Source organism: Ochrobactrum sp. A-1, assembly GCF_022488005.1.
Lineage (GTDB): Bacteria > Pseudomonadota > Alphaproteobacteria > Rhizobiales > Rhizobiaceae > Brucella.
Genome location: NZ_JAKVQC010000007.1, coordinates 1,030,794 through 1,051,524, shown reverse-complemented (window position 1 = coordinate 1,051,524; position 20,731 = coordinate 1,030,794). Strand labels below are relative to the sequence as shown.

Genomic DNA, 20,731 nt, shown 5'->3' with positions numbered 1-20,731 from the left:
GTTCACGCTCCGATAAGCTTCTGCTGGTACCAAACCGGCATGTCTGTCTCATAAAGTTCGTCTAGCTGGGTCGTTGGCACCCAAGGCTCATCCGGTCCGAACTCGTCCATGTACCGGCGATAATTGGCGACCGCTTTAGCGATCATTTCTGATGCTCGGTCGTAGATCGGGTTATCCGGCGAGATCATTATTCCGTGCGAGATCGGTGCGGCTGACTTCTGCCAAAACACGAAGACAAACGCGAAGCTCTGGAAGTTGGCGACATTAATCAGCCATCCATCCATTCCAGCGGGCAGGCCAAAGACTAAGCCTTCCTGCAAGAGCCGCTTCATCTGTCTGCGGCCTTCCGAGTAATGGTGAGCCGACACGATGTAGTCATAATTGGCAATGGCGTTTCGACATGCCTGGGTAAACTCGATGCCCTTCTGGTTGTCGATTGATTTCAGATCAACGATTGACCGAGTTTGCAGATAATCGAAGCGCGCCTTGAACCTGATATCGCCATCCGTCCAGAATACTGAAACTTCCGGCAAACCACCCTCGAAAGCCTTTTCCAGCGTCCTGTTCTTCTTGATGAATAGCGAAGCAAGCAAAATCTTGTGGTAGTCCTTGATCTTGATCGGCTCTTTGCCTGCTTCTTTGATGGCCTTTATTTCGGCTATCCCGGCCTTCTCGTTGCCTTTTCCCATATACGGCGCATAGAGAGACTTGAACTTATCGACGCCTTCCAGAACGCACGTATGAAGGCGGCGACCGAATACCTTGGCTTCGGTATCATTGTCCTCGTGGTGCGGGTTCATCCAGCTTTCAAACCAGAAGTCCGGTGCACTATGAACGAGCTTTTTCAGGCCAGTTGATCCCAAAGCCTTATCAGCGTGATATTCTTCGTCGGACATACCGAAAAAGATGCCATCCTCATGCAAGGTGTCAGTCACGATCACCTCCCGCCAGAAGAATATCGTGCAGAGTGCGGCGCACCTGCTCGTTCTCTGGCTTCTCAAGCTCAATGGCGATGTAATCCCACTGGGTTCGGTGAGGCTCCATGTGACTGACCATTGCGGCAAGCACTGCTACCTGTTCTTCGCTGTTCATGTTTGCGAACACTGCGCCGAAGCTGTCAGCGTCTGCGTTGATGAATAGCGGATACCGGCTATCTACGCGTACCTCGATCTTCGACATCACGCGGCCTCCGAAACTATCTTGCTCTTTTCAGCGAGTGCTAGAGACAGCGCGTCATCTAATGTCTTGGCTATTCCGCTTTCACAGAGCCAGGTTCCTTCGTTGTCAACCCAATGCACGTAGACGGCGACGCGGTTAAAACCTTTAGAGGTGAATACCGTGGTGCTGATCGCGCTAAGTCCGTTCTCAGCGCATATGTTCCTGAGCGTGGTTTCCATGCTCACTCTCCCGAAAAATCTGCCAGCCCGACTTCCAGAGCGCGGACGTATTCAGCGTTCTCGGCTGCTAGTTCGCTCTGCATCTGGATTGCTGTCTGGATAACCTGTTGCGTGAACTGATCCGGTTTCTGTCTGTCGTGGCCGGATACGTGGATCGTCTGGGCGCGGTGCTTGCCGCTTACTTGGAGCAGGGCGGCCATCAGAGCACCTTTTTGATGGTCTCATCGATCTTCAAGAAAAGGTCGTTTGCTCGCTCTGGCTTGTAGTCTCCGTTTGCCTGATAGACATTCAGGAACATGTCTTTGCCGAAGGCTTTCCCGAGACGTTCAGACTGCCAGCGAACAGATTTGAGAGCCTCTTCCAACGTGCGGATACGGCTCAATGCAGCTTCCATCGCAGCCTTTGCGCCGGTCATAGCCTTAACAGCTTCCTTGTCCTTAGCGATCTGGGCTTCGGTCTTTGTGATTTCGTCGGACATGATTGCCTCACACTTTCTCGGCCAGATACCCGGCCCATACTGCAAACGTTGCGATGAAGGTTGAAACGGCGATGAAGGATGCGATGTCGGTGATCAGGTCACGCATGGCGGTTCTCCCGGCGCATCTCGCGCATGTGGTCTGCATGATCGTCGGCTGCTTGCTGGGCTTGTTCTTTGGCCTCTGACATCAGCCATTCGTTGAACCCACGAGCATCCATGAAGCGGTCACCAATCGACCAAGGCAGCTTCAATTCATCCTCGCCATCGAGGAAGCGAACGCTGTCTATTTCAACGGTTGGGTTTTCTGCTGGATCAGTCGCCGTTGCTGGCAGGAACCTGGTAACAGTGAACTTGACTTCCATCGTCAGTTCGAATTCAGTGCCACATTCCCAGCCGCTGATATGGACATCCTGACGTGCGGTAAAGCTATTCACGGCCTCGTCCTCTTGCTCTGGCACAGCGCGATAAAAGCGACGATCAGTGCCATGGTGATTAGGTGATCGAATGGGGAGAGGGTCATTTCACCCTCCGCTGACACACAACTTCCGTGGTCATCAGGCGAAGAGCTTCATCAGGCCCGGTCTGGTAGGGCCGGAAGATCAATCCGTTCGCGTGGTTCACGATGCCCTTGCCTACGAACTCGCAATCCTCACGGTCCCAGAATGGGCCGATCTGGCGCGTTACCCGGTTTTCGATCAGCACAAACCCAACGTGCGGATCGTGCGGCCTGGTAGCAGGTACGACGGACAGAGCCGTGGAAATCATCAGTGCAGAGAACATCAGGCTACTCCCCGATAGATCGATGGTGATTTGAAAGACCGCTCGTGGCGGACCTGATTGCGCCGATCCTCTTCTTCTTCGAAAGCCATCTGCTTGAAGAATGGCGTGTCCTTCACCCACAAAGGCGGGGCGTCAAAATCGCCAGAAAAGTACGGTGCGGCCTGTTCGTTGATGATTTCGCCGGTAAGCGTCGATCCATCGAAACGAACGATATCCAGTGCATTCCTGTATGTTGCCTCGTTAGCCACATCGAAGAACGTGGCACCGGAAACCAACATCGGATCGAACCATTCCCAGCCCGAAGACGTGGGCACCTTCAACAAGATGCGATCATCAGTATTCAAGGCTAGGTCTGACATCGCTCGATCCTTTCGGTGAGCAGTTTCACGACTTACTCAGGTCCAGTGTTCTAGTTCTTCCGGTCAAGTTGCGCGCACCGCGCCGCTGTTCACATGGCAACCTCCATCGCCTGTTTCGGCTTGGGTAAACTCTAAGGGTCCAGATCGGCGCGTTTGCTTCTTCGTGGACCGCTTTGATGACCTATCAATGCACTGCGCATAGGAACTAGTCAACACAAATCTATGCGCAAAGCATAAAAAAGTTTGACGCCTATGCATAGATCGGATTATCAATGGCGCATCGAAGCAGCGACGAGGGTGCAATTCCCTTGCTGATGAAGCTGCAAGCGCGGGGGTCGTAAGTCCTACGGTGCTGTCAGAAACAGAGGACGAGTGGCCGAGAGGCGCTCTAGCGTGTGTCCCATTCCCGGCTCCGGCCTTCAGGACATGCTAAACGATCCCCCCACCTCTGGGAAGGCTTTTGTCTTTCTGGGGGTAGGGGGGTCTTTAGCTGGAACCCTTCCCCCACCAACCTTCAGAACAAGAAATCAGAGATAAACACTGAAACGTAAGACAGTATGCGTTGAGAAAAAAACGCGCAACCAGCCCAAAGCGGTGTAGGAGGAAGTGATGACCTTCAGAACAACTACAGAATGCGACGGATGCGGAGGAAAGGTGGAAACACTGCATACCGAATTTGTCGATGAGATTTGGATTGATGGATATTCAGAACTTCGGTTTGCTTTCGGCAAGGAACTGGCGCACGGCTCGCTTCCAATAGAAAAGAAAAGCTTCATTGCCGGTTTCAAAGATGGGGAGGCCATTAGCGGTTTCGCGCATCTCGAATATCTCGGTACTGTCAAATCGCAGATTATCTATCGAGCTACGAAAATGTACGGCCCGGATGAACTCTATAGGTTTGAAACAGCACCAATTCTTCTGTTGCACTCCAACTCGTTAAGAACCAGGGCCGATAGGTGAGCACAATGGAAACCATCAACAATATTCTGGCGTGGCCGTACTACGGTCATCTTTTTATATTGATTTCGTCGTTATCGTTAATGTCCGTATCGATAATGTTATATCGAGTGACGAAGAACGTGTGCGATTTATGGTTAGCTTTAAGCGATACCTTGAATTGCACGTCGAGAGACGTCAACGTTTCGTTCGAAATAAGAAACCCGTCAGAAGATGAATGACGGAAATCGATATTATTAGACCATTCGACGGGGTGGTAGCTCGTATAGTTGCCCATCCCGTCCGAAATACCTTCGCCAGTCAGCGATATAAGCTTCGAATTTTTGGGTCTAATGACCTTTGCTTCGGTCACTTCCCACTTTTCACGGCTGGACGGTGAAAGCCGATAGATTACGTGGATTGGGTCTTTGCCTCGTTTCAGGTCCGTACCGCGAGGAAATTCAACCACCGGGTTATCTCTTTCCAGAGATTTTTCGGCAGCCTTTGCCGATCTTCGGCTGTAGCAATTTGCAAAAACAGTCAGGACTGTGGCGCTTGCAACGCCCCACATTGTCCAATCCAGCCAGTCCATCCCGCCCCCTGTTAGCCTAAGCCACCCCGGCCAATGCGATGAAGTGCACAGACACAACCTGGTCGTGATCGAAAATCAGTTCTTTCGGCGGGTTGAACTGCGACAGCACAAGTTCTTCGGCGTTGTGCCGAACGAACCGTTTCACGTAGGCATGTGGCGGTTCATGCTCATCAAACTGGATTTGAGCGACGACATAATCACCCTTCTTGACACGGCGGCGCGGATCGACAAAGGCAACTTCCCCATCCTCATAGCGTGGGTACATGCTGTCACCGGATATCTGGACGCCATATGCACCCGCGATTTCCGCGATTTGCGGCGGTGCCATCACCTCATACAGAATAGTACCGTTCATCAGAAACTGCCCGTCGATCCCGCCAACTGCCTGACCATAGACAGGGACCATTACACCGGAACCAGTTACTTTTTCGCCAATGGTGGCGTTGGGCTTTTCCTGTGGCAAAACGATCTTCGGGCGAGGTTGCGTTGATATGGCAACGGACGGAACCACATTTGTCTTGCCAGTTAGCAACCAATCAGCTGAGACCTTGAAGCGCCTCGCATAGACTTCAAGAGCTTCTGTCGTCACGCCACGGCTGCCGTTTTCATGACCGGCATAGGTTGGATACGGCACATTGAGCGCATTGGCGGCTTCCGCAGCGGATCGAAATCCGGCGTCTTTGCGGGCTTTTCTGAGGCGGTCAGCAATATTTTCCATCATGATTTGCTTTTTGCATAATTTTCTATGCAGGGGGCATTGACATTCATCTATGCGCAGCGCATAGATTATGCATGATTACGAGCAAGACCATTTCCGACCTACGAACCGCCCGCAAGTGGAGCCAAGAGCGGCTCGCTGAAGAACTAGGCGTTGACCAAGCAACCGTCTCGCGGATGGAGCGGGGCGGACATATGAGCCAGACGGTAGCCAAGCTGCTTGAGCGGCTTCTTGCTGAAAAGCCAGCGGAGGATGCAGCGTGAACATCTCGGACATCAAGATAGGAGATCGTCACCGAAACGATCTTGGCGATCTTTCGGCTCTCGCCAGAAGCATTGGTGCACAGGGACTTCTCCAGCCAATCGGCGTCACATCTGAAAATGTACTGGTATTTGGCGAGCGCCGACTGACCGCATGTCGCGATATTCTCGGATGGACTGAGATCGAGGCACGTATTGTCGATGTGACCTCCATCGTTGAAGGAGAGCACGACGAAAACGAGCTCCGTAAGGATTTCACGCCGAGCGAACGAGTGGCGATTGCGCGGGCGGTCGAAGAAGCGCTTGGCGATAGGCGGGGCGTCAACCAGTATACGAAAGAGGGTCCGCAAAATATTGCGGAAGCTCAAGGTAAAGAAACCCGCCAGATCGCTGCTGAGAAGGCAGGATTTGGGAACCCGGAAACATACCGCCAAGCCAAATCCGTTGTTGAAACTGGCGTCCCTGAATTGGTCGATAAGATGGACGCGGGAGAGGTTTCCGTTTCCGGTGCTGCTCTGATCGCCAAGCAAGACAAGGAAATCCAGAAAAAGATCGTCGCTGAGGACAATCTGAAAAAGGCGGTTTCCGAACTTCGACAGGCTGAAAAGCAGTTGAAGGAAGTCAAGGCCATGCCCGCGCCAGAGCCATTGACTGATGAGGAAAAGCAGCGGGCGTCCGAGATATTCGGAACCCAAGAAGATCGCGCCATCTCGGCAATCATCGATGAAATCATTGAACGCACAGACGGGCTTCCGACGCCAAGTGAGGCGGCGCGCAGAATACCGCAGGCCATTCGATACGCGGTCAACCCTGCTTCGATCCGCAAGTCTGCCGAATGGTTGATCACATTCGCTGAAATCTGGGAACAGGAGAGCATTGCTCATGAGCAAGAAGCGGCTGAGTGACGTTGTTAATGAGATATTCGACGGCATCCTTGCTGGCGAGGTTACAAACCAACGCCAAGCTGCTGTCGAACATTGGGACGATATCGATATCGACGGCCAGTATCTTGCCGGTATCGAAGGACTTTGCGGACGTATCAAGTCGAAGTGTCGGTCAGTAAAACTGATGACGAAGAAACATGCCGCTTCACAAACGGAAATGGTTTTCAGTCTTCCAGCGGTCGTATCTCTCGACGTTGATGGCATCACGCTTCTCCCCACTCGCGCATTGTCTCGCGCTGAATTTGTTCAAGCGATTGAGATTAGAGAACAGCAAATCCGTGACGATCAGAGAGCCGTTCGTGAATGGAAGCAGGCCCTGAAAACAGCAGACAAGTTCTGGTCTGTTCATCCTGACTGGTCATTCGGTCGCTGCCTTGATGCCGCGATGGGCCGAAAGTCATCCCATCGCCGCGCAGATACCGATCTGCACCCAACCATCTAACCCATTGCCTGCCGGGGACACCTCGCCCCCGCCTGTTACTCGGTAGGTAATAAGCCCGGAGATTTGATCTCCCTGACGGGTCTCCGGGCAACCCATTTCACAAAGGACTAGACCTATGAACATCACCGGAAAGGATCGAAAGGGTTGTACGCCGCCAAGCTGTTCCCCTTCGGCTTTCGTGGTGAGTTTTCAGGCCAAGTCCACAAGACGAGCTGAATGCCAGTGTCAGTCTTCCAGGCTTTCCGGGCAATCCGCTTCATCTTCATCTCTAACCGTCCCTTTTAAACACCGGCACGTTTCGTCGCCCGGCTATGGATCAACACATAGCTGGAAGGACGAACAAGGTGTTGTCATTCAAGGACAAGAACATGTTGCAGTGTGACACAGTAGAAGCTCAACGAATGATGCGAGATGCGTTCCCTACGCGCCGGACCGGCAGCGTTAAGGCGTCGATCTATCAAGCTTATCGTGCACTCAAGCCACTGCTTATCAAGGATTTTACCCCGCGTCGGGCGCGCTCGATTTGGGAAGGTGCTGCTCGTCGTATCGACGGGGAGGAAATGAACGCCCTTAGGCAACTGAAAATTATGGAGGCTCGACGTGAGCGAGAAGAGGTCAGTGAAAGACTTGCCCAGCTGGATGCTGCGCTTGCCCTTCTGGATCAGGCGACGGCTAGCGGATCGCTGGCGGCGTAAGTCCAAAAAGTACGTGTTGTGGTCAGAGAAGATCATCCCTGAACACCTTCAGTTTGTAAGCCGGAGGAAAGACCATGAAACCGAGTGAGGAAGCACTGGCAGCCAAGATTAAACAGCGGCTTGCTGCTGGATTTTCCAAGAGGAGCATAGCCACGGAACTCGGTATCAGCGTCAACGTGGTCTACCGGATTGGAAACCCAGAAAGTTACGCGGCCAGTTTGGCAAGAGGCATACAGAGGCGAAAAGAAAAACGAGCCTCTATGCCGGTTGGTGAAGTTTGCCAGCCAAGCGATGCTGCGCTGAAGCGCAAAGCAGAAGCCGAGGCAAGAATGGCCGAGCGCCCACGGTTCGATGACCGCACCAAGACAGGCATCCTGATGGGTGATCCAATTTTTCAGCGCAGCGCGCTTTACCAGAAGCAACAGCAAGAGGCCCCGGCCCGGAGGTTCGCATGAACGACCGTGTAGCCAGCATCCTGATAAATGCAGGGTGGTTTCTGATCGCTATGGCACTCATTTTCGGACCAGTCTCGTGCGTCGTGGCGAGGTATTGAGATGAAACGAAATCAGCCAGAATTACAGGCCCACAAAGCCATTATGGCGTATCTGGACCGTGTGCTTCCGAAGACAGTGCGAGCGTTTCACCCTGCCAACGGCGGGCGCAGAGACGCCAAGACAGGCGCAATGCTTAAGGCCCTCGGTGTGAAGGCAGGAGTTGCCGACATCGTTCTGGTACGTCAGGGCGGCGTCATGGCCTTTCTCGAAGTCAAAGCGGGGAAGGGATCGCCATCGCCAGCACAACGCGACTGGCAAGACTGGTGCGCCGAGAACGCAGTGCCTTACGCCATCGTCAGATCGATAGGCGATGTTCAGACGGTTCTCTTGGACTGGGACATTCAGACGAGGGCGGCAGCATGAATGAGATTTCACTAGGACGACGTCTCTCTGATGTTGTTGCGGAATATGAGTACAAGAAAGCCGCAATTCCGGAAGCTCTGGAAGCCTTTAACAAGGCTGGCAATGCCTTGAAGATGGCTTGCTCGATTGCAGGCACCTACGGTCGAGAGAACCTTGACACAGGTCGCATTCACGACAGCGCGATGGAGCGCAATCTCCTCAAGTCAGCTTGGTTCTTTGTTTATGACAAGTTGCAGATTTCTTATCTGGCGTCGGCAAACGACAAGCGTCGGTTTGAGCAAAGCATGGCTTCGCCGCCAGAGTTCACGCTAGACAACCTTCGCGCCACCTTTGGCGATTACTTGCTGGACCCTCGTGGCAATATTCTGCGCGGTTTGGCTGAGGTCTTCTGCGAACTCGATCAAGCATACAAGAGCCACGACAAGGTAAAGATCGGCGTTAAGGGTTTGCCTAAACGCGTTATCCTGTCCAATGTTGGCGGATATGGCTCGTATGGACGGGATCGTCTCATCAACCTTCTGAATGCTCTCGCTGCTTATCAGGGTAAGCCGTTGATTGAGCAAAAAGATATGGAGCCAGTCGACAGTTACCACAGCTATGCAAACGGTCACTTTACGGGTGTCGCAGAATTAGAAGGCCGTGGCGTAAGCGTTCGCAAGTTCATGAACGGCAATGCTCATGTGATCTTTGATGAGCAGGCGCTTCGCGATATCAATATGGCTTTGTCCGAATATTACGGCGATGTTCTGCCGGACGTGAGCGAAGACAAGCCAGAGCAGCGCAAGGAAAGCACAGCAGTAGCGAAAGACCTTCAATACTACCCAACCCCGCAAGCGGTTGTTGATCGCGTTGTAGGGTCCATCTACGGGCTGAAAGGCCAGCGTGTTCTTGAGCCTTCATGTGGGTGTGGTCGTTTCATGGATGCATTGCGCTCTGCCGGTGCTGATGTTGTTGGCTGCGAGATTGATCCAGTGCGCGTCTCGATGTGTCAGGCCAAGGGCCACAGCGTCATGCGGATGAACTTCCTTGAAACAGTGCCAAAGCCTGAATTTGATCGAGTGATAATGAACCCGCCATTCTACGGGACGCATTACGCAAAGCACGTCAACCATGCACTGCGCTTTCTCAAGCCGGGCGGTACACTGACAGCCATTCTCCCGATAACTGCCCGTTATGACCACGGATTGCTTGACGGTCATTGGGATGACCTGCCGGTCGGCTCTTTCCGTGAAAGCGGCACCAACATCAACACAACAGTGCTGACCATCTTTGCAGATAAGGTGGCAGAGAGGAGGGCAGCATGAGCGTTATAGCAGCAATTCGTCGGATGCTTTCCGATGGCCTTACAATCGAGCAGGCGCTTATCGCAGCCGAAGCAATCGAAAGCGAAGTGGCACCGAGGCGCAAAGCCAAGCCGGTGCAGGATGAGATCGAAACCGAGTTCGAACAACACTTCTGGCCGATCTATCCGCGCCGCGTCGGCAAGGGGCAGGCGCTCAAGGCATACCGATCAGCCCGGAAGACTGCCGACTTGGAGACAATCGTTGTCGGCGTTCGCCGTTACGCAGCAGCCAGAAGCGGCGAGAACCCGGAATTTACCAAGCACCCGGCGACATGGCTTAACGGCCAATGCTGGACCGATGAACCGGCAATGAAGGCGATACAGCACAGCCGCCCAGCAAACCCGCGTCAACAGATGTGGATTGACGAGTTCAACAAGCAGAACGGACCTCTCCATGAACCAGGTAGCGACAACGGATCATTACTGGACCTTGGCGACTGCGAAGGACAAAGCCGCAGCAATGGCGGGCCTGTCCGTCTTGCCTACGCGCGCTCTCGCTAACCCGGAGGCTGAGAAGATGGCTTATCAAATGGCATTGGATGGCGTCACAAAGCACGGGCTTAATACCGCGGTCAAAAACATAATGGCCGGTGCGCTTGGTCACGGATGGATGCCGTCACCTCCAGAGCTTCGCATTCAGATCGATGAAGTGATGCGCCCGCTCAAGGAAGCTCGCGCCCGCGACCAGAAAGAACGCCGCATCCTCGAAGATCAAGCCAAAGATCGCAAGCGGCGCGGCATGACGCCGGATCAGCGCCAGAGAGCCAACGAGAAGTGGCAGACGGCCAGAGCTGCGATGAAGATGCAGACCGAGGAAGAAAACGCCTATGAGGCGGCGCTTTCACGCCTTCAGGCCGCGTCAGAAACCAACGGCAACGAATTCAATCTCGACAGAATAACGAACGCGAAAACAGGGCCGTTCAAGCAGGTAGGGAGGGTACGTTGATGGGTTTCGCAGCCTATTCATCCAGAACCGAACGCGCAGCCCGCGCTTACATCGCCAAGAAGGCGGCAGAGCAGAAGGCAATTGAGGAAGCGAATAAGCCAGTCCAGATCGAGACACAGCCAGAACGAGAACTAACCGCCGTGGAACTGCTTGCAATGGAAGCCGTTCGCCAGTTTGAAGAAACCGGGACGGTAAGTGCCGAGATACGGACGCACAACATACCGGTGAAAGAAATCATCAAGGCCGTGTGCCACGGGACAGACATCACACCGAACGATGTACTCGGACATGGGCGCAGTTATCCAATCCGAGATGCACGACATAGAGCCATGTGCATCGCGGCGCTGGCTAAGAGGCAATCTTTGCCATCTCTCGGACGTGCGTTCAAACGCGATCATACGACCATTCACGCGGCTTTAAGAAAGCACGGTATCGAGCGCGAACCGATCCGCAAGAAGCGAATTCTCACCGACGATGACTTCCTTGAAATTCTCAGAATGAGAAAGCAGGGCATGGGACGGCACCGTATCGCAAGGCTGATGCAGATGGGTACGGCGCGAGTTGATGCAATTCTTAGCGGCAGAGAGGGCGTTGTTATCCAGTCTGTTGTTGTCGAGTTATTCCAGCAAGGACACGACACTTGCGATATAGCCCAGATCATCGGCCTGACAGAAGCGCAAGTATGTCAGCGTCTTTATCAGTCACGTGAGCGATCTCGCCATAACCGTACCAAGAGGGCGGCATGAACGAGTTCGCAGCCTATACGCGTGAAGTTCCGGGCGGCTGGTGGGCAATGCTCCGCTTCGCCAGCGACGGCAGACCGAAACCCGTAATGGGAGAGGGTGACAAGCCCATTGTGTACCGATCCAAGCTGGAAGCCACAGAAAGGGCGCTGCAAGACCTTCTGGCCTACATGAACACCGAATACCTGCGATGCGGTGAAACAGCGTCAGCGGCCCGCATAGAGGCAGAGAAGCTATTCCCGTCGCTCCAGCCAATACGGAAGAATGGGAAGGTTATCCAGGTTGAGCGGAAAAGGGCGGCAGCATGAGAAAGCTTGCAGCAATATTCCTCTACGAAAAGAGCGGACGTACTGCGCAGCCATGGGCAGAAGCCGGGATTGAATGCTGGTGTGTGGATATCGCGCATTCGATCCGCCGTGATAAGAAGGTCGGGAACATCAATTTCGTCTGGGGCGATGCCCGTTCGTGGCGTCCACCGTCTGGCCTGGATATCGTGTTTGTCGCTTCTATGTCGCCATGTACCGATGTCAGCGGAGCCGGTGCACGTGATTTCGTCAAGAAGGGCGGGATAATGCTTCGGGATGCTATCGAGATGTTCGAAGCTGGCCGTCAGGTGGCGGCATGGTCAGGCGCTCCATACTTCTGCGAAAACCCGGTCGGCGTCCTGTCCAGCATTCCGCACATAGGCAAGCCCGACTTCTATTTCCATCCGTGGGAATACGCTGGCTATGCGGATGATCCCGAGATGGAGAATTCTTCAAAGAAAACCTGCCTATGGACAGGAAATGGCTTTGTGATGCCAGAAAAACGTCCAGCTCAGGAACCCCACCGACAGGATTGCTGGAAAACACCGCCGTCAACTGACCGTAGCGACATTCGATCAGCAACCCCGAGTGGATTTGCAAGAGCCGTATTCGAAGCAAACTATTTGAATGGAGATGTCAATGAGAGAGCAGCACGGTATGCGGCACAGCCCGGAGTATCGGATTTGGTGCGCAATGAAAAACAGATGCGGCAATCCCAATTCCCCAGTCTTTTGTAGGTATGGAGGCAAAGGCATTTTGGTCTGTGACCGGTGGCGGAGTTCGTTCTTGGCTTTTTATGAGGACATGGATCCTAGGCCTACACCTAGGCACTCGATTGACCGCATCGATAATACCCTTGGATATGATCCCAGTAATTGTCGATGGACAACACCAGATGTGCAAAGTCAGAACAGGGAAAGATGCCATCTCACATATAACGGTGTGACGCGACCTATAAAGGAATGGGCAAAAATGTATGGCATCACCATCAAGACAATCAGGATTAGACGCCAAGCAGGGTTGCGAATGGATAAAGTCTTAGCGCCACGAACCCCTGCGGACAAAACATGGAATGGTCACAAGTTCTGGGAGGCGTCACCAAACTATCTATCAAGTCAAAATGCCCATTTGAAATGAGGAGGGCGGCATGAGCGACAACGTGAACCGCCCTAAGCACTACACAGCGTCAGAAACAGGGCTTGAATGCATCGACGCTATAGAAGCAGCCCTGACGACAGACGAGTTTCGCGGGTTCTGCAAGGGTAACGCTCTGAAATACATCTGGCGCGAGCGACACAAGGGCAAACCAACCGAGGACTTGGAAAAGGCGGCTTGGTATTCGAACCGGCTGGTTGAAACCATGAGGAAGAAAGCGAGGCTTGATCGATGACAGTTGACCCTCGCATTCCTGATCTGTGTGCAGAGTATGGCATAACCATCGTTGACGGTCGCTCATATCCTGGCATTCGGGAAACGAGGGCCGTAGTCACGATGAGCCGGATCATACAGGCAAAAGGGGAGGATCATTTTCGGATGGTCCTCTCTACCGTTGCAGAGACCGAGAATAATCAGGGGAACATTGATAAACATTTGCTCTTGGCAGTCAGTGATCTGATTACAGTGTGCAATTCTCTCGTAGAGAACCGCCCGATAGAATGGCTGGAGTGCTTCGATGCTGCACCGGTAGCAGAATTACAGTATATTGCGAAACACCTTCCCCATCAGCGATTTGCCTTAGTCGGGATGCTCTATGAGCGTGTAGTGAGAAGGTTTGGGCCAAACGCAGCCCAAGGTGATCTATTCGATGACAGAAGGATGGCAGCATGACCGAGCTTGAAATCATCGATCTGTTCATTCGCGCCGCTGCAATCGATCAGAAGTTGCCGAATGACGCCAAGCCGAAGAAGCTGAGAGGGCAACGGCTGCCAGGTATGTCGCCACAGACCGAGAATGATCAGACTGGATGGTCTCATCCGCCACAGAAGGACATAGTGCTTAAACGCCATGGTAAGAAGGTAAATCTTGGCAAGGCTTCAAAGCTTCACAAGAAGGACGCAGGGCCACACCATGATTTCCGTTGGAGCTTCTGGGAGAGCGACGAAATCAGCCGTAAGGACGTGTCTGACTGGGAACTGGCGATGAACCTGATTACCCTGTCCGCGTCTCCTGAGAACCGTCGCTGCCTCTGGGCGTGGTCGCGAGCAAAGGCCGGATGTCTCTATGTGCCGATAAAGAATAAGCATGGAACGGTCAGGCCAGAGAATGTATCGTTTGCCAAATGGTGCCGCCTAGAAGGCATTCACGAAGAAACCGGCAGAAGGCGCAAAACACGGGCAATAGAGATAATCCATCAACATCTTGTGCGGGGCGAAGCGCTCAATGACGAAATGTGGGATTTTACCCTGTTGCCAGTTGGCCCTATTTTCGAGCATATTTCAGATACAGTCGGAGCCGGTGCGGTTAGCGAAGAAGGCAGACGGCATTTGATGCAAGATGATGCATTCGCACCATTCATCGTACCGGATGATGGAGCGTTTGACTGGGCAGAAGCCCGAAACGAAAGACGCCGCCAGAAGTACGCTGAAAGGCGCAAGGCGGCATAAGCGGGTGCAAGTAGCAGGCGACCGAATGTCCAACCGGTTGCCGGGAGGTGCAAATCCTCCCACAGCGCCAGACACGCCGACATAGCTCAACGGTAGAGCAATGGTTTTGTAAACCGGAGGCTGTGGGTTCAAATCCTACTGTCGGCACCAATTCGGGGCAGCGCCTCAACAGAATGCGAGAGGGAGACACTCATTCCCGCCCTGTCTACGGATAGGCTCGCACACAGGAGCGGTCAGAACCGTAAACGAGCCGCTGTGGGCCGTCAGGCGACCAAACGCGAACGGTGACAGGCGGAGAGAGTGCCGCACAGAATTCGCCCTCATGCAGTACCGCCCCACTTATCCGGGTAGCGCGAGACATGAGGGCAACGAATACCGCACATGGTGATCGGCGCTGTTCCGGGATAGCAGCGGTCCGTTTGAACCGATCACAGACAAGTGGCCCGGCTATGTGCGGGAACTAATCAGAACGGCGGCGCTGAAATCCAGAAGCGCTTTTGCGATGACGCTATAGCCCTTCGGGGCAGCTAGATAGCGGGATGGTGACTTCTGTTCTGATCTAATTCGGTGCCAGTCACATCGTCACCTAATGACATAGGGCAGACTGGTTAAATGCGGGGCATGCGCCAAGCCGAACTATCTCCCAGCCGGAGGTATCCGGGTGCGATCTGATCAATCGCAAGAGAAGACGAGCGGTAAACGCGGTCAGGGTGATAACGTCTTAAAAGAAAGCTTCACCGGGATACCGGCAATCCCTCAGTAGAACCCGGCAAGTATCAGCCGTCGCCTTCAGGTGGCGGCTTTTTCGTATCATGGGGAGCGGTAATCTTTCACTCATCCCGCCGGGCGATAAGGCCATGGCTACACTCGTGTTTGAAGAGAACGCACCGACCGCTCCGGGGTAAGGCCCTCATAGAGCGGTGTGAAGTGGGCAGGCCCGGAACTTACCAACAGAGGATCGGATATGAAGACAGCGGTACGTTGCTTTCTGTCGAAGATGCTGCCGCTTGGCGCATATCTGCTGCCACCGATATCCCGTGAAACCAGAGTGCACCAAGGTAGGCTGTAATGCCCAAGCCCATCCAGTTCATGCAAGCCACATGGCAGGACATCGTAGGACTGCGGCACCATCACCTAGCCGCGATCATGCGAGGGCAGACGGATGAGGCCGACCAGATACGGGCAGAGATGCACGACCTGCTAGACGCCTACCTGGATCACCAGACCGAGGCATCAGTAGCAGCAGAGCTTAAGGCGAAGGGGTAGAGAATGTGGAACGCTGAGCGCGCAATCGTAAGAGCACCAAGGCCGTACGAGCACGTGGGAGTTAATGGTAAGGAAGCCATCAAACGAGTGGCAGACCTAACCTTCGCAGCGGAACGTCTTGGTATAGACGTGCATCTGTTCGCGCATATGAAGCAGCTTGCGCCATGCTTGGTTATCTCGGTCGGCAATGGCTAAGCTCCGCACCCTCAAGCCTCTCGTATCCACGATGAAGCCAAGGCTGGGATATGAAGGATAGACGAATAGCGCGCAGATCAGACCGAGATACAGCGCAGCCCTATAGGCAATGGTACAAGACAGCGAGATGGCAGAAGCTACGTTGGTCCATCCTCGTCCGTGACCTGTTCACCTGCCAGATGTGCGGTGTGATCCTGAGAGAAGGTAGATCGGAGAAGGGCGCAACCGGGTTAAGACCCGCAGTATGCGACCATCTGATACCACACAAAGGCGATGAGGCCCTGTTCTTCGCAGACAGTAACCTATGGGCAGTATGCGATAGCTGCCACGATGGAGCATGCCAGTCTATTGAGCGCCTTCACTATCGAAGCCCTGACCTGATCAGACGCAAGAAGATAGAGCATCGCATCGTCGGGCTGGATGGATACCCAACGGCGCCCAAAGATCGATGGGTTGATAGAAACCTTCATATTTGACCGCTTACAAGCATTTGGCGTGTTTGGCTGTATTGCATGCCGAATGTCGCTAATCTCTCTCTGTGGCCAGATATGAGGCAAACAGCATGGGGCGGGGGCGGTGAAAAGTCTGAGACCTGCTCGGCTGTAGACCCGCGTGCCAGGCATTTACACGCATCTGCAATTCAAAAAAAGGCAAAGGGCTGCAATGGCACGACCGCGAACGCCGACTGCGAAAGCGGCGCTGACGGGCGCTGACAAGGTAAACCCTGGCCGGTTTAAGCCCCGCAGTGAACCAATAACGTCAGGTCGAGGACTGGGGAAAGCCCCGGATTACCTGCCAAAGACGGCCAAGAAGGCGTGGGCCACATTCGCAGACGAATTGCCGTGGCTGACCTTCGAGGATCGGGGTGCGGTGGAAATCGTCTCATTGATGAGAGCGCATATTATGGACGGGAATACCGCTGAACTGCCTGCCAGCTTCTTCGGGAATTACCGCATGGCGCTTTCGTCGCTCGGTGCAACGCCAGTGGACAGAACGAAGGTTTACCAGCCCCACGAGGGCGAGGAAGACGATCCATTCGCAGAATTTGACGGTAGGGCGCATTGAACTATGCGCAGAAGGCGCATCAGTACGCTCGCGGCGTGGTTTCGGGCGCAATACCGGCTTGCAAGTATGTCTATCAGGCGTGTGCAAGACAGTTGAATGATCTGGATAATCCGCCAGCCGGGTATCATTTCGATGCTGTTCGGGCGGATCGGGTGTGCCGGTTTGTCGAGCTTTGTCCGCATATCAAAGGGCCTGCTGCTTCCCGTGGCGATCTCATGATCCTTGAGCCGTGGCAGGTATTCGTCCTGAGCACGGCATTCGGCTGGGTTGACGCTGAGGGCAACAGGCGGTTTCGCCGGGTGTATGTCGAGGTTCCCAGAGGTAACGGCAAGTCGTCTTTCTCGTCTCCGGTGGGTCTCTACATGCTGGCGCTGGATGGCGAAGCAGGTGCCGAAGTATATTCGGCGGCCACAACCCGCGATCAGGCCCGTATCGTATTCCGCGATGCGCAAGCCATGGCTCGCAAGATGCCAGGATATCGCAATCGCTTCGGTGTGGACGTGACGGCGCAAGCAATTGTGCAGTTGAAATCCTCCAGTGCTTTCAAGGCGCTGTCGGCAGAAGGCCACACGCTGGATGGTCTGAATATCCATCTGGCAATAGTGGACGAGCTTCACGCTCATAAGAACCGCGATGTTTACGATGTGCTGGAAACCGGCCTCGGCAAACGTCCGCAGTCGATGCTTTGGATGATCACCACGGCGGGCAGCAACAAGCACGGTATCTGCTACGAGGTGCGCAAGTTCGTCCTTGATGTTCTGGCCGGTCACGTCAGCGGTGAGGCTGCGGAAGCGGTATTCGGGATCATCTACACCATTGATGAGGGCGACGATCCCTTTTCAGAGGAGACTTTGCGCAAGGCCAATCCGAACTGGGGCGTCTCGGTTGATCCAAAGATTGTCATGCAAACGGCAGCAAAGGCCCGGCAGGTCGCGACGGCGAGGGCGAATTACCTCACCAAGCACCTGAATGTGTGGGTTGATGCCAATTCGGCGCTGTTCGACACCGAATGGTGGCGGAAATGCGAGGATCGGACGCTGGATGAGGCAGATTTTACCGAAGATGAATGCGTCATCGGCCTCGATCTCGCCAGCAAGATCGATATTGCAGCCCGCGTGAATACATACCGCAGGTTGATAGATGGGAAGGCACATTACTATGTTTTCCCGCGTTTTTACCTACCACGGGTTGCAATTGACGAAGATCGTCATCCGATGTATCGCGGCTGGGAGTTGCAGGGTGATATTACCGCGACTGCCGGTGAGACAATCGATTTCAGCATCATTGAGGATGACATTCGGGCGGAAGCGCCCGGCTTGAACTTGCAGGCGGTTGCTACCGATCCTTGGCAAGCCCAGCAAATGATCCAGAACCTCAAGCGGGACGGAATGCCCGCGGAGGAATACCGGCAGACAGTGGCAACCATGAGCGAGGCGACAAAGACGCTTGATGCACTCATGCGCGAAGGGCGAATTCATCATACCGGCAATGCAGTGATGAACTGGATGATCGGCAACGTGGTCGGGCATTACGACGCGAAAGAGAACGTCTATCCGCGCAAGGAAATGCCCCAGAACAAGATCGACGGAGCGGTAGCGCTCATTATGTCCCTCGGTTGGTTCATCCAGCAAGAGGCTGATGAAGGCCCATCCATTTACGAAACTCGCGGAATATTGGTGGTTTGATGGACATTTTGAACATATTCCGCCGTAAGACGCAGGCGACTGCGCCGCAGGTTCACGCCCAATCGGACGGACAGTTTATCGGGTTCGATGATCCGCGCTTTAAGGAGTGGATGCGCAACGGCGGCGATGGAGTTGCTTCGCCAATGTCGATCAAAGAGGCGATGCGGAATACTGCGGTGTTCCGATGCGTTTCCCTGATTTCATACTCCATTGGCATGCTGCCGATGCATGTCATTGATACTGAGACGAAAGAGAAGGCCCGCGAAAGCGGGCTTTTTTCATTGCTGCACTCAATGCCGAATGACTGGCAGACGGCCTTCAATTTCCGGCAGTATATGCAGCGGAACGCGCTCGTCCATGGCAACGCCTATGCTCTAATTGTCCGATCAATGGACCGAGTTATTCGCTTGGTGCCGCTTGATCCCACCACGATCCGGGTAAAACAGAACCGCGATTGGTCGGTTGTGTACGAATACACGCCAAAACAGGGCGAATTGCGCATTCTGAAGCCGAAAGACGTTCTGCATGTGTATGCGGACAGCGACGACGGCATTTGCGGCACGTCGATGGTCAAGATCGCGGCTAATGCGATTGATCTGGCGCGGGAACTGGAAACGTCGCAGCGTCGGCTATTCAAGAACGATATGCATCTCGGCGGTGCTCTGCTTCATCCCAATAAGTTGTCTCCTGAAGCTTATGAGCGCCTGAAAACGTCGATGAATGAGCAGTATGGCGGTTCGGAGAACGCCGGAAAGTGGATGATTGCCGAAGAAGGTATGAAACCTGAGCCGTTCACGGGCAGCGCCAAGGACAGCCAGCAGATCGAAAGCCGATCCATGCAGATCGAGGAGATTGGCCGCGCCTTTGGAGTACCACGACCTTTCCTTGGTGTTGATGATACGAGCTGGGGATCGGGCATTGATGTGCTGGGGCAGATATTCGTCCGGTACGCGCTCAATCCTTGGTTTACGGCGTGGGAACAGGCCGTCAAGCGCTCCTGTATGACGGACAAAGAGCGCGAACAATACGATGTCAAATTCAACGCTGGCGCTCTGTTGCGCGGCTCCATGAAAGACCAGGCTGATTTCTTCGCCAAGGCGCTCGGTTCTGGCGGGCATCAGCCATGGATGGATTACGAGGAGGTCCGCGAAACGATGGACCTGCCAGAGAAAGACATTGCGCCTAACCCACTAGCGCAGAAAGGTAATGGCAATGAGCCTCAAAACCCTGCCTGAGATTAAGGCCGAGCGCCTGCCGACGATCTGCGCTTTCGAGCCGGATGCGGATGCTATCGACCGCTGGAATGCTGGCGTACAGGCATCGCAGACCGCCGAAAACACAATCACCATACTTGACGTGATCGGTGAGGACTATTGGTCTGGTGGTGGCGTCACGTCGAAACGGGTCGCAGCGGCACTCCGGGCTATCGGCAACAATGAAATCTTTGTCGATATCAATTCTCCCGGCGGCGATTTCTTCGAGGGCGTGGCTATTTACAATCTCCTGCGCGCTCACCCGGCAAAGGTTACAGTGCGCATTCTCGGTATGGCCGCTTCCGCCGCATCTGTCATCGCAATGGCCGGTGACGAAGTTATGATCGGCAAGGCAGGCTTCGTCATGGTGCACAACGCCTGGGTGGTCGCGATGGGCAACCGCCACGATCTGGCCGAAGCTGCGAAGACGATGGAACCATTCGATGACGCGATGGCAACGCTTTATTCGGAGCGGGCCAACGTCAAGAAGGCAAAGGCCGCCGAATGGATGGACGCCGAGACATGGTTCAACGGCGAACAGGCCATAGAGGCCGGTCTCGCAGACAGTTATCTAGCTGCCGATCAGGTCAAGGAAGACAAGACCAAGGCAGACGCCAATCAGTCGGTTAACGCGGTGCGCCGTGTTGATGCACTGCTGGCGAAGACAGGTATTCCCAGGACTGAACGCCGTGCGCTTCTGTCAGGGGTCAAAGACGGCATGCCAGACGCTGCCGTTCACAGCAAGCACGACGCTGCTGATCTGAAAGCCGACATCGAGCGGCTTATCTCCACACTCAGGTCATAACAGGA

The 20,731-nt window shown here is 54.2% G+C and carries 29 protein-coding genes and 1 tRNA gene; 19 read left to right on the top strand and 11 right to left on the bottom strand.

All coding sequences use genetic code 11. The features are described from left to right. Positions 1–2: 2 nt before the first annotated feature. The 8 genes from MKS82_RS23065 to MKS82_RS23030 all read right to left on the bottom strand — a co-directional run bounded on the left by MKS82_RS23065 (position 3) and on the right by MKS82_RS23030 (position 3,014). Positions 3–935, bottom strand: a complete 933-nt coding sequence (locus tag MKS82_RS23065) for a PD-(D/E)XK nuclease-like domain-containing protein (protein WP_240579345.1) — start codon at positions 933–935, stop codon at positions 3–5. Then, positions 928–1,179, bottom strand: a complete 252-nt coding sequence (locus MKS82_RS23060; protein WP_240579344.1) for a hypothetical protein — start codon at positions 1,177–1,179, stop codon at positions 928–930. The genes MKS82_RS23065 and MKS82_RS23060 overlap by 8 nt, the downstream gene beginning before the upstream one ends. Then, a complete protein-coding gene (locus tag MKS82_RS23055; RefSeq protein ID WP_240579343.1) occupies positions 1,179–1,397 on the bottom strand; it encodes a hypothetical protein in 219 nt (72 codons plus the stop codon). The genes MKS82_RS23060 and MKS82_RS23055 overlap by 1 nt, the downstream gene beginning before the upstream one ends. Before the next feature lie 2 nt (positions 1,398–1,399). Further along, positions 1,400–1,597: a hypothetical protein gene (locus MKS82_RS23050; RefSeq protein WP_240579342.1), complete on the bottom strand. Its 198-nt coding sequence runs from the start codon at positions 1,595–1,597 to the stop codon at positions 1,400–1,402. Next, positions 1,597–1,875: a hypothetical protein gene (locus MKS82_RS23045; RefSeq protein WP_036586430.1), complete on the bottom strand. Its 279-nt coding sequence runs from the start codon at positions 1,873–1,875 to the stop codon at positions 1,597–1,599. Before MKS82_RS23045 ends, MKS82_RS23050 begins: the two co-directional genes overlap by 1 nt. 98 nt (positions 1,876–1,973) lie before the next feature. Next, positions 1,974–2,309 (bottom strand): hypothetical protein, encoded by a 336-nt coding sequence (locus tag MKS82_RS23040; protein ID WP_240579341.1) that lies wholly within the window; start codon positions 2,307–2,309, stop codon positions 1,974–1,976. Between the two features lie 82 nt (positions 2,310–2,391). Next, positions 2,392–2,655: a hypothetical protein gene (locus MKS82_RS23035; RefSeq protein WP_240579340.1), complete on the bottom strand. Its 264-nt coding sequence runs from the start codon at positions 2,653–2,655 to the stop codon at positions 2,392–2,394. Beyond that, positions 2,655–3,014, bottom strand: a complete 360-nt coding sequence (locus MKS82_RS23030) for a hypothetical protein (RefSeq protein WP_240579339.1) — start codon at positions 3,012–3,014, stop codon at positions 2,655–2,657. The genes MKS82_RS23035 and MKS82_RS23030 overlap by 1 nt, the downstream gene beginning before the upstream one ends. 609 nt (positions 3,015–3,623) lie before the next feature. Between MKS82_RS23030 and MKS82_RS23025 the strand changes: the two genes are divergently transcribed. Beyond that, positions 3,624–3,974: a hypothetical protein gene (locus MKS82_RS23025; RefSeq protein WP_240579338.1), complete on the top strand. Its 351-nt coding sequence runs from the start codon at positions 3,624–3,626 to the stop codon at positions 3,972–3,974. Positions 3,975–4,020: 46 nt separating this feature from the next. Here MKS82_RS23025 and MKS82_RS23020 read toward each other — a convergent pair whose 3' ends face one another. Next, a complete protein-coding gene (locus tag MKS82_RS23020) occupies positions 4,021–4,542 on the bottom strand; it encodes a hypothetical protein (protein WP_240579337.1) in 522 nt (173 codons plus the stop codon). Positions 4,543–4,558: 16 nt separating this feature from the next. Beyond that, positions 4,559–5,260: an XRE family transcriptional regulator gene (locus MKS82_RS23015; protein ID WP_240579504.1), complete on the bottom strand. Its 702-nt coding sequence runs from the start codon at positions 5,258–5,260 to the stop codon at positions 4,559–4,561. Positions 5,261–5,334: 74 nt separating this feature from the next. Here MKS82_RS23015 and MKS82_RS23010 point away from each other — a divergent pair, with 74 nt between their 5' ends. The 4 genes from MKS82_RS23010 (at position 5,335) to MKS82_RS22995 (ending at position 7,601) form a co-directional block, all read left to right on the top strand. Next, positions 5,335–5,523: a helix-turn-helix domain-containing protein gene (locus tag MKS82_RS23010; protein WP_043062347.1), complete on the top strand. Its 189-nt coding sequence runs from the start codon at positions 5,335–5,337 to the stop codon at positions 5,521–5,523. Then, on the top strand, positions 5,520–6,425 hold the full coding sequence (locus MKS82_RS23005) for a ParB/RepB/Spo0J family partition protein (protein ID WP_240579336.1): 906 nt from the start codon (positions 5,520–5,522) through the stop codon (positions 6,423–6,425). Before MKS82_RS23010 ends, MKS82_RS23005 begins: the two co-directional genes overlap by 4 nt. Continuing rightward, positions 6,403–6,906, top strand: a complete 504-nt coding sequence (locus MKS82_RS23000) for a hypothetical protein (RefSeq protein WP_151664781.1) — start codon at positions 6,403–6,405, stop codon at positions 6,904–6,906. The genes MKS82_RS23005 and MKS82_RS23000 overlap by 23 nt, the downstream gene beginning before the upstream one ends. A 344-nt stretch (positions 6,907–7,250) precedes the next feature. After that, a complete protein-coding gene (locus tag MKS82_RS22995) occupies positions 7,251–7,601 on the top strand; it encodes a hypothetical protein (RefSeq protein ID WP_240579335.1) in 351 nt (116 codons plus the stop codon). 32 nt (positions 7,602–7,633) lie between these two features. Here the strand turns inward: MKS82_RS22995 and MKS82_RS22990 are convergent, their stop codons facing one another. Further along, a complete protein-coding gene (locus tag MKS82_RS22990) occupies positions 7,634–8,029 on the bottom strand; it encodes a hypothetical protein (RefSeq protein ID WP_240579334.1) in 396 nt (131 codons plus the stop codon). Between the two features lie 126 nt (positions 8,030–8,155). Between MKS82_RS22990 and MKS82_RS22985 the strand changes: the two genes are divergently transcribed. The 14 genes from MKS82_RS22985 (at position 8,156) to MKS82_RS22920 (ending at position 20,726) form a co-directional block, all read left to right on the top strand. Beyond that, positions 8,156–8,518, top strand: coding sequence for a VRR-NUC domain-containing protein (locus MKS82_RS22985; RefSeq protein ID WP_240579333.1), 363 nt, complete (start codon positions 8,156–8,158; stop codon positions 8,516–8,518). After that, the gene (locus MKS82_RS22980; protein WP_240579332.1) at positions 8,515–9,822 is read left to right on the top strand and encodes a DUF4942 domain-containing protein; all 1,308 of its coding nucleotides are present in this window, start codon (positions 8,515–8,517) and stop codon (positions 9,820–9,822) included. The genes MKS82_RS22985 and MKS82_RS22980 overlap by 4 nt, the downstream gene beginning before the upstream one ends. Beyond that, entirely contained in the window at positions 9,819–10,361 is a 543-nt protein-coding gene (locus tag MKS82_RS22975; protein ID WP_240579331.1) for a hypothetical protein, read from the top strand. Before MKS82_RS22980 ends, MKS82_RS22975 begins: the two co-directional genes overlap by 4 nt. A 16-nt stretch (positions 10,362–10,377) precedes the next feature. Continuing rightward, on the top strand, positions 10,378–10,806 hold the full coding sequence (locus tag MKS82_RS22970) for a hypothetical protein (protein WP_240579330.1): 429 nt from the start codon (positions 10,378–10,380) through the stop codon (positions 10,804–10,806). Continuing rightward, the gene (locus MKS82_RS22965; RefSeq protein ID WP_240579329.1) at positions 10,806–11,552 is read left to right on the top strand and encodes a helix-turn-helix domain-containing protein; all 747 of its coding nucleotides are present in this window, start codon (positions 10,806–10,808) and stop codon (positions 11,550–11,552) included. The genes MKS82_RS22970 and MKS82_RS22965 overlap by 1 nt, the downstream gene beginning before the upstream one ends. Further along, positions 11,549–11,857 (top strand): hypothetical protein, encoded by a 309-nt coding sequence (locus tag MKS82_RS22960; RefSeq protein ID WP_240579328.1) that lies wholly within the window; start codon positions 11,549–11,551, stop codon positions 11,855–11,857. Before MKS82_RS22965 ends, MKS82_RS22960 begins: the two co-directional genes overlap by 4 nt. Then, positions 11,854–12,591 carry a hypothetical protein gene (locus MKS82_RS22955; protein WP_240579327.1) on the top strand — a complete coding sequence of 246 codons (738 nt, stop codon included), beginning with the start codon at positions 11,854–11,856 and terminating at the stop codon, positions 12,589–12,591. Before MKS82_RS22960 ends, MKS82_RS22955 begins: the two co-directional genes overlap by 4 nt. 410 nt (positions 12,592–13,001) lie before the next feature. Then, positions 13,002–13,244 (top strand): DUF3310 domain-containing protein, encoded by a 243-nt coding sequence (locus MKS82_RS22950; RefSeq protein WP_240579326.1) that lies wholly within the window; start codon positions 13,002–13,004, stop codon positions 13,242–13,244. Between the two features lie 433 nt (positions 13,245–13,677). Next, on the top strand, positions 13,678–14,457 hold the full coding sequence (locus MKS82_RS22945) for a hypothetical protein (RefSeq protein ID WP_240579325.1): 780 nt from the start codon (positions 13,678–13,680) through the stop codon (positions 14,455–14,457). A 75-nt stretch (positions 14,458–14,532) separates the two neighbouring features. Further along, positions 14,533–14,607 (top strand) — tRNA-Thr (locus MKS82_RS22940). A 1,974-nt stretch (positions 14,608–16,581) separates the two neighbouring features. Next, entirely contained in the window at positions 16,582–16,983 is a 402-nt protein-coding gene (locus tag MKS82_RS22935; protein ID WP_036586388.1) for a hypothetical protein, read from the top strand. Then, a complete protein-coding gene (locus MKS82_RS22930; protein WP_240579324.1) occupies positions 16,980–18,668 on the top strand; it encodes a terminase TerL endonuclease subunit in 1,689 nt (562 codons plus the stop codon). The genes MKS82_RS22935 and MKS82_RS22930 overlap by 4 nt, the downstream gene beginning before the upstream one ends. Beyond that, positions 18,668–19,903, top strand: a complete 1,236-nt coding sequence (locus MKS82_RS22925; RefSeq protein ID WP_240579323.1) for a phage portal protein — start codon at positions 18,668–18,670, stop codon at positions 19,901–19,903. The genes MKS82_RS22930 and MKS82_RS22925 overlap by 1 nt, the downstream gene beginning before the upstream one ends. Beyond that, a complete protein-coding gene (locus tag MKS82_RS22920; protein ID WP_240579322.1) occupies positions 19,881–20,726 on the top strand; it encodes a head maturation protease, ClpP-related in 846 nt (281 codons plus the stop codon). Before MKS82_RS22925 ends, MKS82_RS22920 begins: the two co-directional genes overlap by 23 nt. Positions 20,727–20,731: the final 5 nt, after the last annotated feature.

Excerpts from the sequence above, each read along its gene's own strand:
- MKS82_RS22960 (WP_240579328.1), top strand. The coding sequence starts at position 11,549 with ATGAACGAGTTCGCAGCCTATACGCGTGAAGTTCCGGGCGGCTGGTGG.
- MKS82_RS23015 (WP_240579504.1), bottom strand. The coding sequence starts at position 5,260 with ATGGAAAATATTGCTGACCGCCTCAGAAAAGCCCGCAAAGACGCCGGA.
- MKS82_RS22955 (WP_240579327.1), top strand. The coding sequence starts at position 11,854 with ATGAGAAAGCTTGCAGCAATATTCCTCTACGAAAAGAGCGGACGTACT.
- MKS82_RS23050 (WP_240579342.1), bottom strand. The coding sequence starts at position 1,597 with ATGGCCGCCCTGCTCCAAGTAAGCGGCAAGCACCGCGCCCAGACGATC.
- MKS82_RS22925 (WP_240579323.1), top strand. The coding sequence starts at position 18,668 with ATGGACATTTTGAACATATTCCGCCGTAAGACGCAGGCGACTGCGCCG.
- MKS82_RS22935 (WP_036586388.1), top strand. The coding sequence starts at position 16,582 with ATGGCACGACCGCGAACGCCGACTGCGAAAGCGGCGCTGACGGGCGCT.
- MKS82_RS23030 (WP_240579339.1), bottom strand. The coding sequence starts at position 3,014 with ATGTCAGACCTAGCCTTGAATACTGATGATCGCATCTTGTTGAAGGTG.
- MKS82_RS22920 (WP_240579322.1), top strand. The coding sequence starts at position 19,881 with ATGAGCCTCAAAACCCTGCCTGAGATTAAGGCCGAGCGCCTGCCGACG.
- MKS82_RS23010 (WP_043062347.1), top strand. The coding sequence starts at position 5,335 with ATGATTACGAGCAAGACCATTTCCGACCTACGAACCGCCCGCAAGTGG.
- MKS82_RS22975 (WP_240579331.1), top strand. The coding sequence starts at position 9,819 with ATGAGCGTTATAGCAGCAATTCGTCGGATGCTTTCCGATGGCCTTACA.
- MKS82_RS23045 (WP_036586430.1), bottom strand. The coding sequence starts at position 1,875 with ATGTCCGACGAAATCACAAAGACCGAAGCCCAGATCGCTAAGGACAAG.
- MKS82_RS23000 (WP_151664781.1), top strand. The coding sequence starts at position 6,403 with ATGAGCAAGAAGCGGCTGAGTGACGTTGTTAATGAGATATTCGACGGC.
- MKS82_RS22980 (WP_240579332.1), top strand. The coding sequence starts at position 8,515 with ATGAATGAGATTTCACTAGGACGACGTCTCTCTGATGTTGTTGCGGAA.
- MKS82_RS23025 (WP_240579338.1), top strand. The coding sequence starts at position 3,624 with ATGACCTTCAGAACAACTACAGAATGCGACGGATGCGGAGGAAAGGTG.
- MKS82_RS23020 (WP_240579337.1), bottom strand. The coding sequence starts at position 4,542 with ATGGACTGGCTGGATTGGACAATGTGGGGCGTTGCAAGCGCCACAGTC.
- MKS82_RS23055 (WP_240579343.1), bottom strand. The coding sequence starts at position 1,397 with ATGGAAACCACGCTCAGGAACATATGCGCTGAGAACGGACTTAGCGCG.
- MKS82_RS22965 (WP_240579329.1), top strand. The coding sequence starts at position 10,806 with ATGGGTTTCGCAGCCTATTCATCCAGAACCGAACGCGCAGCCCGCGCT.
- MKS82_RS22950 (WP_240579326.1), top strand. The coding sequence starts at position 13,002 with ATGAGCGACAACGTGAACCGCCCTAAGCACTACACAGCGTCAGAAACA.
- MKS82_RS23060 (WP_240579344.1), bottom strand. The coding sequence starts at position 1,179 with ATGTCGAAGATCGAGGTACGCGTAGATAGCCGGTATCCGCTATTCATC.
- MKS82_RS22970 (WP_240579330.1), top strand. The coding sequence starts at position 10,378 with ATGGCTTATCAAATGGCATTGGATGGCGTCACAAAGCACGGGCTTAAT.
- MKS82_RS22945 (WP_240579325.1), top strand. The coding sequence starts at position 13,678 with ATGACCGAGCTTGAAATCATCGATCTGTTCATTCGCGCCGCTGCAATC.
- MKS82_RS22985 (WP_240579333.1), top strand. The coding sequence starts at position 8,156 with ATGAAACGAAATCAGCCAGAATTACAGGCCCACAAAGCCATTATGGCG.
- MKS82_RS23035 (WP_240579340.1), bottom strand. The coding sequence starts at position 2,655 with ATGTTCTCTGCACTGATGATTTCCACGGCTCTGTCCGTCGTACCTGCT.